This window comes from Symplocastrum torsivum, from assembly GCF_059505465.1.
In genome coordinates this window covers 22,898-33,718 of record NZ_JCACKQ010000069.1, presented here as the reverse complement: position 1 = coordinate 33,718, position 10,821 = coordinate 22,898, and the positions used below count along the sequence as shown (strand labels likewise).

General features: G+C 50.3%; 9 protein-coding genes. 4 read left to right on the top strand and 5 right to left on the bottom strand.

Annotation, left to right across the window (positions count from 1 at the left end; translation table 11 throughout):
* Positions 1-79 precede the first annotated feature (79 nt).
* The gene (locus AC5JL3_RS20520) at positions 80-757 is read right to left on the bottom strand and encodes an AraC family ligand binding domain-containing protein (RefSeq protein ID WP_496076234.1); all 678 of its coding nucleotides are present in this window, start codon (positions 755-757) and stop codon (positions 80-82) included.
* A gap of 382 nt (positions 758-1,139) precedes the next feature.
* Here AC5JL3_RS20520 and AC5JL3_RS20515 point away from each other — a divergent pair, with 382 nt between their 5' ends.
* Both AC5JL3_RS20515 and AC5JL3_RS20510 read left to right on the top strand, forming a co-directional pair.
* A complete protein-coding gene (locus AC5JL3_RS20515) occupies positions 1,140-1,340 on the top strand; it encodes a hypothetical protein (protein WP_496076233.1) in 201 nt (66 codons plus the stop codon).
* Positions 1,341-1,794: 454 nt separating this feature from the next.
* Positions 1,795-3,657 carry an ABC transporter ATP-binding protein gene (locus AC5JL3_RS20510; RefSeq protein WP_496076232.1) on the top strand — a complete coding sequence of 621 codons (1,863 nt, stop codon included), beginning with the start codon at positions 1,795-1,797 and terminating at the stop codon, positions 3,655-3,657.
* 84 nt (positions 3,658-3,741) lie between these two features.
* Here the strand turns inward: AC5JL3_RS20510 and AC5JL3_RS20505 are convergent, their stop codons facing one another.
* Together AC5JL3_RS20505 and xrtO are read right to left on the bottom strand one after the other, a co-directional pair.
* Positions 3,742-6,522: a TIGR02921 family PEP-CTERM protein gene (locus tag AC5JL3_RS20505; RefSeq protein ID WP_496076231.1), complete on the bottom strand. Its 2,781-nt coding sequence runs from the start codon at positions 6,520-6,522 to the stop codon at positions 3,742-3,744.
* Between the two features lie 47 nt (positions 6,523-6,569).
* Positions 6,570-8,081, bottom strand: a complete 1,512-nt coding sequence (gene xrtO, locus AC5JL3_RS20500; protein WP_496076230.1) for an exosortase O — start codon at positions 8,079-8,081, stop codon at positions 6,570-6,572.
* Positions 8,082-8,136: 55 nt separating this feature from the next.
* Between xrtO and AC5JL3_RS20495 the strand changes: the two genes are divergently transcribed.
* Together AC5JL3_RS20495 and AC5JL3_RS20490 are read left to right on the top strand one after the other, a co-directional pair.
* Complete coding sequence (locus AC5JL3_RS20495; protein WP_496076229.1) at positions 8,137-8,391, top strand: hypothetical protein; 255 nt, start codon at positions 8,137-8,139, stop codon at positions 8,389-8,391.
* The gene (locus AC5JL3_RS20490; RefSeq protein ID WP_496076228.1) at positions 8,384-8,803 is read left to right on the top strand and encodes a hypothetical protein; all 420 of its coding nucleotides are present in this window, start codon (positions 8,384-8,386) and stop codon (positions 8,801-8,803) included. Before AC5JL3_RS20495 ends, AC5JL3_RS20490 begins: the two co-directional genes overlap by 8 nt.
* On the opposite strand, the gene AC5JL3_RS20485 is transcribed toward AC5JL3_RS20490, so the two are convergent.
* Positions 8,741-10,525, bottom strand: coding sequence for a GmrSD restriction endonuclease domain-containing protein (locus AC5JL3_RS20485; RefSeq protein ID WP_496076227.1), 1,785 nt, complete (start codon positions 10,523-10,525; stop codon positions 8,741-8,743). The two genes, AC5JL3_RS20490 and AC5JL3_RS20485, sit on opposite strands and share 63 nt — an antisense overlap.
* Positions 10,526-10,655: 130 nt before the next feature.
* Positions 10,656-10,817 carry a hypothetical protein gene (locus tag AC5JL3_RS20480; protein ID WP_496076226.1) on the bottom strand — a complete coding sequence of 54 codons (162 nt, stop codon included), beginning with the start codon at positions 10,815-10,817 and terminating at the stop codon, positions 10,656-10,658.
* Positions 10,818-10,821: the final 4 nt, after the last annotated feature.

Below are 10,821 nucleotides of genomic sequence, written 5' to 3'. Positions count from 1 at the left end.
ACTAATGCATAGCTTATCAAGGGGGGAAAAACTTCAAATCTTGCCCCCTCCCCTTACTAAGGGGAGGGCTGGGGAGGGGTCATTCATGGATTTTTGCAAGAGGTCTACTATGCATGTAGTTGGCTATAAGATAGTCTTGAACTCGCTGGACAATCTGACGCTCTTTCTCTAACGGTGCAATGTGGGAGCGACACTCTGCATACCTCGCGAGTAATTGAGCAAGCGTCCAAAGAAAGCGGGATTCTCGCTCTAACACAGAGGTGGATGTTTCAAGTAGGATGTGGAGTTGTCGCAGTTGTGCTGCTAAATGCGGATTCTGAATGACTGGATTGGGAAAATAGGGCAACGTAGGCGATCGCTTAACCAGTTCTGTAGCCGCTTTCTGCACCAGTAAAATCTCTGGATACAGCATCCGGTACGTCCAAACGTTTTGGGTTCCGGTGTGTCCTGTATGAACTTCTCCAGGATGAATAATAACAATGCTGCCCGCAGGTGCTCGGTGAACAGAACCTTGGTAGGTAAATTCCAGAACTCCTGCTTCGACCGCACCAATGGCGTAGCCGTCATGGGTGTGCCGTGAAAACGTTTGAGTCAGATAAGTAGCGCGTAACATTTCCAAGTTATCCAACGCTGGATCGCGCCAAAACTTGGCAGTCTCTTGAGGGCGTTGAGTGGTTAACACAGACTTCAGTTGGGTAATGACGTTTCTGGGCATGGTGGGAGTGATCGCTACTCCGGCTCGCTGATGACATCGCAACAGACAACCTCTCGTGCCGTCCCAACCTTAAATGGGTAGCCTCAGCATCTGTCATTCATCCTGAAGTGTCTTGTACGTTTTTGCAGCAGCGGCACTCTCACTTTTTGTGACCTTCCGTTAATATTAACGGAAGGTCTAGGTGGGGTAACCTGTTGTTAGGTGCGATCGCTACCGTTATCCCAGCCATGACGATGCGAGACGAGCAGCTCACTGCTTTCTTGAATTGATGAAGCGATTGGAGCGATCACGGATGAAGCTCAGTGTCTTGGCTGAGCTTGGACTACTCAAATTCCCCTAAGAAACTTACCGCCAACACGAGTTATGGCTAGTCGTTGATCGCACTCGCTACACTTTGGAAGCGATCACAGCCAGTGGCTTCTGTATGAGTCGCAACGCTGGTACAAGCAGCCGGATACGGCGATCGTCAAGGTCGGCTACAGATCGACCGGGAACTGGCAGTTTCTCAAATCCGAGGTGTTGTCGGGTGGCTTTAACGCTGACGCTCTTCGGTGTCGTTGTTGAATCGCTCTTGATTGGGCAAGAGTGCGATCTCCCAAAACGTCAGCAGCCGATTGAGGCGTAGGAAGTTTCCTTGGAGAAGTGGGGAGGGCATGAATGAGTGATCGCACAAAACTCCACCCTCAAAATCTATCGACCCCCCAATCGGGATCTATGAGTATTTGGGTTGACTGAGGCGATCGCGAGTTTTGTCACGCTTCCCGTGGTGCTTTCATTTTGCACCACGGGAGGAGAGTCTCCTTGCTTTAGCCTCGGCAGTTTTCTCATCCGGGTTAATTTACTCCCCCGTCGCGATCTTTAGAAATCAATCAAATTATTGGTGCCGAAGGCTGTAGTGCAACGCGATCACACCAAACCCCACCCTCCAAATGTATAGAACCAAAAATCCGGCTCTATGAGTATTGGGGTTAACTGAGGCGATCACTTAAGAGTGCAGCTAAAGAAGTATGCGCTATCAATAATAGTCTCTAAAGGCATACTGATAATCATTGACCTGCTTAGAGTCACCCAGCACATCCATGACTTTTCCACTCAAAACCCGTTTGAAGAGCCAGGAAAATTCACCAAAAATGGTGATGTGGTCAATCAACCAACATTGGTTGGTGCGGATCGTCCTCCGGTCTATTTCATACTTCCGCAAAGACTTATGGCTGATCGTCACGCTCTTGCTTCTGATTGGGGCATCGGTGCTTTTCAACCTTCTCAACGCCTGGCCGATGGCGATTCTCGTCGATACGGTTCTTTCACCAACCCCGAAACCCAACTGGATTCATACGCTGTTTCTTGCCCCATTCGGTGAAGGCAAGCTGAACCAAATTTTCGGAATGGCGTTCGTCGCGATGATCATCAGGATTCTGAGCGATACGGTCTTCATGCTCCGTAAGATGTTGAACTACCGCATCCAGTACAACGGAACCTTGCGGGTTCGCACCGAACTCTACGACAAAATGCAGGCGCTTAGTCTTGGCTGGCACGGCTCCCGATCACAGGGCGACGCGATCTACCGATTGAGCTACGACAGCCTCGGACCCTGGGGAGTGATCGATACACTGATCGGCTCCACTGCTGCATCGGTCACGCTAACGGCAATGATCTGGATCATGCTGTCGCGCCATGTCCTTCTCACCGTGTTCGCACTTTCGTTCACTCCGCTTCTGTTACTCGCGAATTGGTACTTTGAGGGAAGGATTAGGCATCGAGCATTCGAGTCGAAGCGTACCGATGCGGTCATGACCTCCACCATGCAGCAAGCGATAGAGTTGATCGGGCTGATCCAGTCTTTCGGTCGAGAAGCAACGGAGTCGCGGCGCTTCGCACGGGTGGTCGAGCGGAGTGTCAGTGCCTCCATGCGGCTCCATTGGAAAGAAAACCTCTATCCGCTCGCGGTTCAGGTAGTCTTCGCCTTGGGAGGCGGGGTAATCTTCGGCTACGGCGGATACCTGGTCTATCGCGACCAGTTCTTGCGTCCGGTGCCGAACGGACTGACCCTCGGCGATCTGATCGTATTCATGGCGTACCTCGCGCAGTTCTGGGACCCAATCGGTTGGGTGTTGGGGTTCACTACCAAGATCCAGACGTTCGTCGCCTCATGTGAGCGCATCTTTACGGTCATGGACGAGCCGCCTGCGATCGTAGACGCGCCTGACGCGCGATCGCTTTCTGTTCATCCCCGCACACTAACCCTTGCCGAGGTGAGCTTCGAGTACAACTGTGGGCAACCCGTCTTACGGAAGATCAATGCTAGTATCGAGCCGGGTCAGATGGTGGCGTTTTTGGGTCCTAGCGGGACGGGAAAGAGCACACTGCTCAATCTTTTGCCGCGCTTCTATGACCCGACAGAGGGGAGCGTCCTCCTCGACGGCGTTGACCTTCGCACCCTTAAGCTTGCCGATGTCCGCAAACACATGGCGCTCGTCTCGCAAGGCAGCCCACTCTTCCCCGGAACGATCGCCGAGAATATCGCCTACGGTCGCCCGGATGCTCTGTTCCACGAGATTCGGGAGGCGGCGGTCGAATCCGGGGCAGCCGAGTTCATCGAAACCTTGCCGGAGCAGTATGATACCTTGATCGCTGAGGGCGGTCAAAACCTTTCGGGCGGGCAGCGGCAGCGCCTAGCCATTGCACGGGCGCTCGTCACTAAGGCTCCTATACTCATCCTCGACGAACCTACGAACGCACTGGACTTGAAGCACGAGCAGTGGGTCATAGAGACCCTCCAGCGTCTACGCCGCTTGAGAACCATCATCTTGGTCACGCATCGGCTGGAAACCGCCCTAGACTGCGAGCAGATTTTTGTGATGCAGGAGGGGGAGATCGTCGAGGATGGTACCCATGCCGATCTCCTTGCCCGACGGGGGCTATACTTCCGAATGTTGCACTAGTGAGGAGTCAGAATTCAGAATTCAAAATCCAGAAAGCTTCTGACTCCCCGAATGAAAATGCTAATCAAATGCCGTTTGGCTTAGTTAACTGGTAGCTCTTCGCTGGCACCTGCCGATTAGAATAAGGGCGATCGCACTTATCCCCAAGAGCATCCATTCTTCAGGTTCGGGAACCCCTGAAACCGTCAGAGGATTCGACGGCTTGCTCAACTGTTCTTTCCCTGACTCCACTTCGCGCTCGAAGCGATCGCTCTTCGCTTCCGCTTCTTTGAGCGCCTGCTTTTGCTGCTCGTTGACCAGCACGATCATGGATGAATAAGGAGTGACAATATCGTAGCTCTTAGCGATCACATGAATCGCATCAAGTTCCTTCAAAGATGTCCCTGGCGCTCCCTTCATCCTTTGGCTCAGCCCTAGTACCAACTGCCGCGCCGCTAGCGACTCGAACCCGTTTTTCGAGTTCGCTTCTGAAGTCGCTTTGTCCATGAACCAAGCGTATCCATCCGCGACGCTGACAGCAGATGAACCCAATGTTTCTTTCGTTGCCAACTGCTGCATGACCGTTGGGATAGCAGTAGACACTCCCCCACCACTATCTTGAATGGCTTTTAATGTCCCATCATCGTAGGCTGGGGGCAGTTGTCCTCCTAGATGCACCATCCACAAAGGGGCAGACATTACTGGCACATCTTTTTTGTCATCGGACAACTCATAAGTCCCTTGGTCAGTGACCACTAAGACGCTGTCGTAAGGTGTATCGCCTCGCAACTGGGCAAACTGCTGCAACATCTCCTTGAATTGGAGTGAGCCGTAGAACGTCATCTTCTCCGGTTGAAAGCGGCGGAGGTCGTCAAGGCGTTTCGGTTGAGCATTTGCCGAGTCCGTGATGTAAACATCGGCATCATTATTAGCCAAGCTGTTGTCCGCAAAACCTTGTTGTTTCAACCAACTAAATGTTTCAGTTAGCTCCTTATGGTGTGCTGCCATGCTGCGCGAAGTATCAAGAACGAGCGCAACCCGCTTGCCTTGAGGTAAGGAGTAATCTTGATTCGTTAGTGGTTTAGCTGAGATGCTATAGCCATCCGGGAAGTTAACCTGATGCACGGTCGGCTGATACGGTTCGGAAGCTGGCAAAAATGATTCCAACCAGCCATCTTGATGATTTTTTACGACGTTTCCGTTGCGAAGGCGCTGAGTCTTCTTATTCCAAAAGATGTTCCGCTTCTCGCCTAACTGAGGCAGCGCCCAACCCTTCTCTTGTCGCATGACGTTGTAAGTCAACCACAGATGCATATTTTGCTGCTGCTCTCCTTGCGATCGCTGCCATGACAATAATTGGGGAGGAATTGGAAACGCTCTGAGGCGATAAAGTCGCGGCCCAACTTGTTCGAGCAACGCCGGATCGACACGTTGCTGGACTTCTTGGTTGTAGACTTGTTGAGCTGCGCCACGGGGGGAAACGACAAACGGATAGCGCTCGCCTCGCTTGTCGCTGTTACCGAGCCGTACTCCTGTAAGGGCTGCACTTTCTGGCAAAGAAAAGTAATAGAAAATTTCTTGCTGTTCCGGTGTCTGGTTTTCGTACACCTCGTAAAGCTCTACTTCAGCCCAATCGCCCTGTGGCTTCACGGTAACTTGTTGCTGGGCAAGCCAGACCAACTCCTGATTAATATTCAGCAATCCTGCCTTAACTTCTGCTTGATTAAAGGTAGATTGGAGGGCATGTTGAATAGTCGGCTGTTCGGCTTTTTGAATCGGTGTGTCAAAGAACTCCTCGTAAAGCGTTTCGGCTTTTTCGGTATCGGATTGGGAGCCGTTATATAAGAACGGTGACATCAACTGGTTGTAGCAATTCTGCAAAAACTGGCAGAGCGACTTTGGCAGACCAAAGACACTGCTGTACATGGCTTCGATATGATTATTTTCTTGTTTGGCGCTGAGATAGCGATAAGGGTATAAGTAAGCATTAACTAGTCCCTTGCGAATCACTTCTGACTTTGCCAAGACTACGGTTCTGGCGCTGTCGTTCTGTAGGGGTTTGTTTAGGAGAGCAAAGGCTTGAACTTGAGGCTGTACGCTGAATGAGGTAAAAAGTATAATCCAGGCGGTCAAGGCGGCGATCGCACCCACAACAGCACGATTCCGTCCATACTGCGAGGCAAAAGCGCGTAAGATCCGATATCCAGAGTGAAGGTAAAGCGCTGTCAAGGCTGAGGGCATGGCAAGAAAGAGGGTAGAAGTAAAGCCAAACAAAAGTAAAAATATTGGTAGCCACCAGAAAGCACTTAACCCGCTATATCGGATTGACAACCACAAGCCTTCTACCCACTCAAATTTGAAGAATTCCTTCACAAGGACAGCGGCAGCCGGTACGGCATAAAATAGCAACACTATTCCCACATAAACACCGACTAACAGCATGAAGCTGTGACAGATAAGCTGTAGCCATGCCACGACTTTTTTCCGTTCAGCGTAGCCCCGCAACATTTCTACACTAAATGCCAGGATACACACCACGACCGTACTCACAATTAGGTTGCTAGCCGGTGTGAGTTCTCGTAATAAGAACAAGCGGATCAGGCACAGGAGAAACAGGGGAGCTTCTACGCCGTAAAATAGACGCATTAACTCTAAAGGTTTTTGACGCAGATGTGAGATAGCCAGCCCTGTACAAGTACAAGCCGTTGGCACAGCGATTAGACCCACAAGCGTCAAGAAGAATTCAATCGGAATCAAGCCCGTAAATGTCGCCTCAATTAAGGGAAGGCCAACGACAGGCAAAATTCCAATATAGACAACCGTTAGAAAGGTAAAATTCCAGATCCAAAAGATGGCGTGACAACCGATAGGAAGCAGTCGTTTCATTGTTTTGAGTGGGGTGAGGATGAGTCAAAAGCCCTAATTATCGATTACTAACCTCCATTAACGCTACGAGCGATCGCTTTATGCACAGTGGCAGTAAAACCTTGAATTTCGGAGCTTTCCGGGGTGTAGGAATTATCAAAGAGGATGGAAACCAGCACCCAAGTTTTGTTTTTGTAAACGACATAGCTCCAGATGCGCGATAAAAAGTCGTCGGTGGTCTGCTTAGGGGATTGAAACCAGTAGGTAGCAGACAGCTTACCCTCTTGCAACGATAACCAGCGTGCTTGTACCTCCGGAGTCAGTTGCTTGCGCTCCATTCGTTCTACCTTTAAGCCATTGCCCACAAAACACAACTCCGGTGGATGGTGGGCGTGCCAAGATGTGGTCGTGACGGTCAAGATTGAGCCAGAAAGATGAGACAAGACAAACCGCTGTTTTTGGACGATGGGGTTAGCCGAATTGTCAAAAAAGCGTTGTTCGGCTTGGGTCAAGGGGACAGGTTCAGATAGCATCCGCTCCGGCCATTGGATGGGAGCGATCACGTTTTGATTTACCTGTGGGGGTCGCAGTTGAGAAAGCAGGGCGATCGCCATGACGACAGCAACAAGCCCAACCAATTTTCGATTTCCCTTTTGAGCGACTTCTGTACTCTTATCCTCTCCATCGATTTGCCGCGAATGCTTGGGCACTTTTTGCAGCAGCAACCACGTTAAGGCACAGGCACCGACAAAACCGATCACCCCCAAAGGTACGTGCAGGATTTCGGCGATTTGGGGCTGCTGCCAGACCTGAGTCATCAGCACTAGAAGCAGCACGCGCAGTGTATTTGCCCAAACGAGTAGCAACAGGCTCAAAGCCCACACCAGCAGCCAACGCATCCCAAACTGACGATGTTCTAACCAGGTAGTGGCTAATAAAAAGAGTGTTCCCGTCCATAAGCTTTTGAGACCACTGCACGGCAGATCTATATGGGCGATGCCGTTTTCTAAAATGATGATGTCGTGAGACGAGATGGCTGAGACGTGCCAAGCTGCAAGCACCTGTTCCACCGCTTGAGCGGTCATAACCCGAACGGGGAAACCGAGTCCACTGCCAAACTGAGCGCTGAAGGGCACAATCAACGCAACTAAGACCGCAACGGGTAATCCTTTACGCCAAAGGTCTGGAGTTAGGAACAGACCGCATAACCCGTAAGTGCCGAGTGCGAATAAGAACACGTTGATTTGTTCGATATCTATCAGCCATCGGAGAGTGATCGCACTAACCCCTGAACCCAGCATCAGGAAGAGAGGATAAGGTCGCAGGTTTGGAGTGGCGGACACCATAAAGTGCGATCGCTGGACGTTACCCTGTCCTATGAGGTTAACGCGCACTAGCTGCACCAGCAAAACTCCTCCTACAAGTGCTGCCAGCATCAGATTGAGAGGTGATGCATACCTGAAGGACTCAAAAAGCCATTCGAGTTCTGACCGGTTTGCATACAGCCAAGCAGCAACAAGTAGGCAAGTGCTAGCCAAGCTTTTCCATCTAGATGTATCTGAACGAATCGCCGTGTGCATAAGAAAGCAATTCACTGTACAAGAGGGTAAAAGCTGTTCTCGATCAGATGATGCCTTGAAAATTGCCTCTACTCTAATCCCTACTATTGCACTCTATCTCTGGGAGTTTAGAGGCTATGCAGATAGAGGCAGGATTTGTCTTGCTTCGGATGCGATCGCGTGTAGTTCGTCTCTACGATTAACAAACCGCCAAGACTCTTCGATCTTGGAGCCAGCGACAAAGGATCAAGAAGGAGGCGAGCCAGAAGTCATGGAAATGTTTTACCCCAGTATCACCGCACGGACGATACTTCCTTTGTGGTATGCTTAGCCCAGTTTTAAATCCTGAGTTCGGGGTCTATGAGTTTTTAGGCGATCGCCTTCCCCGACTGTGCCACGACTTTTTGAAATTCTTAGACCTTCCGTTAATATTAACGGAAGGTCTTGCGAGTGCCGGCTTGAGTCGAGAAGTTAGGGGAGTGGTAAGCAACGCGATCGCACTCATCAAGCGGGAACGCGATCGCATCCCAACCCGGCTAATCCCGATCCCAAAAGTTTTTGAACTTCTATTTCCCAGCTCACGAAGTCTGAGTGGCGATCGCCTTCCTTGCTGTGGCATGAAAAATCGGAGATTGGGCAGCGATCACACCTCCCTCTTCTTGGTTAGTTTCCAGTATCCTTCACCTGGGAGCTTGATTGTCCCCAAGCTCATCCTTACCCATCGCTCTCCCAAATCTTGCTAATATCGCTTGCGTTCTTGCTTCAAAAAAGGCATCAAAATCATCGTTATACAAAGTTGCCGGGTCAATCAGGTGTGATCGCAAAATCTCCTCAATCCTTTGCTCCGACATTCCGTGTCCTTCCAAATAGATCAGGTACTCGGATGGCGCTACTCCCCCTAGCCAGTTATTCGTCTGGGCTGTTAGGGGTGTCCTATTGATGATGCTGTTGTACCGTGAGGAGGGAATCCCTTGTTGTTTGCACCACTGTTGGGGGAAGATGTGGTGGTTCTCTATCTTCGGGTCAGAGCGAAGACTCCGAGGAATTGGTTCACCCGTGAGAAAATCCAATGCCACATCACATCTTAAGAAAGCCGTCAGCGTTCTGTAAATCGGGCTGCCTGCATTGACGATACTTTGCAACTGTTGTGCCGACAGATGCGCTTCTGTTACAGTTGAGGGCACCTCGCCACCATTTATCCATTGAGGGACTTCGAGCAAATCCTTCGTGGCAGTCGCTTCCCGTAAACGTGAATAACTCCCCGATATGATCGCGCAGTAAAACCACTGTTTTAAGCGTTGGTACACCCAATTGAGCTTCACTGGCTCTCCTAAAATCGTGAACAAAGGAGCCATGACCACAAGCTGCATGGGATAAGGAAGATCGTTCGGCTCGTAGATGGCTTGGTTACGCAGAAAATGAGCCACTTGCTCAAACGCCAAACTGAGAGGTTCCATCCCTTGCTGATATTCCGCCAAGTCCAAATGCAATACATCCCGACTACGCGCTACTTTCGCTAGCTCTTGGGGATGACTTCTAGGCGACGGCACTTGTGCTCGTTGCGTATGGTTAGCCATCAATGCGATCGCCTGTAGAAAATCTGTTGCCCTTAAGTAGCGCAAAACTGGATGAGAATTCAATCGCTTTTCTCTGGCTATCCAATCTGAGCGCAAGTCGAAACCCTTGGCAGCAAAGGAAGCGGTCAACCAATCAAATTCTGTCGCTTGGCTGTGACGTTTGTTGTTTTCCTCGAAAATGTAATAGATAGACTCTTTAGGCAGTTCGGCGCTCAAGAGGAACACCCCCATCTGATACTGCTCGAAGTTCTTGATGACGGTTGCCTCAAACTCGTCAATCATTGCTAATTTTTGGGGGTTGTTGTGCTGATACTTGCAGTAGTGCGATCGCCATTCAGGGAAGTTAAAAACCTGGAACAGTGGAAATAAACTGAGATCAGCTTCTATTTCCCGCGTCTGGGAGTCAACTAAAATTTCTCCATCTCGGTAGAGCGCTTCATCAATACTGAAGCCCATGATCGCCTCGTGGCGCTTGTTGGGGGGGTATTTGAGGGCTTCGGCAATCTTGATGTAGTACCAGTGTTTCTCTGGTGGGTAACGCTTGCCTCTGTCAATCCGCACGGGTTGGTCACAGAGCAACGACATGAATAGACTGGTGAGGCGTTGCAGTCCGTCCAAAATTAAAGCGGTTGGGACGGGCGGATGCTCTAGGTTCACTCCTTCAACCAAGCGCGGTCTAAACTTTACATCTGAGTAGCTTTGCTCAACGAGCATAATTGCTCCCACAGGGAAGCCGAGGGAGATACTGGCGAGCAACCGTGTGATTCGCTCCTCATTCCAGCACCAAGAACGCTGAAAGTCTGCAACCTGGATTTTGCCCGATTTAATATCCTGTAGTAGGTTGAGCAGGGGGACTTGAGTGATACTGAAGCTAGAAATGGATGTCATGTGATTGTTCGTGTCAGAGATCGGTTGTCGCAACTGATTCCTCTCAATCTGAGTGGACGAGCTTGACCGGACTTTTGTTGAGCGCTCGCAGAGTGAAGATTTCGACTCAAAAGAAGAGCTGCTGAACGTTCTACCCGGCTAGCTTCCAAGTCAGTTCTAGATCCAACAATGCCTCTGTATCTCTGATAACACCAGCTTTTCCTGTTGCGACAACAGGCTTACACAATAGTCCTTGACAAATTACCTTTTGCACCAAAAGAAGAGTCGAACCACTTGAGTCGAATCTTTTCATCTTT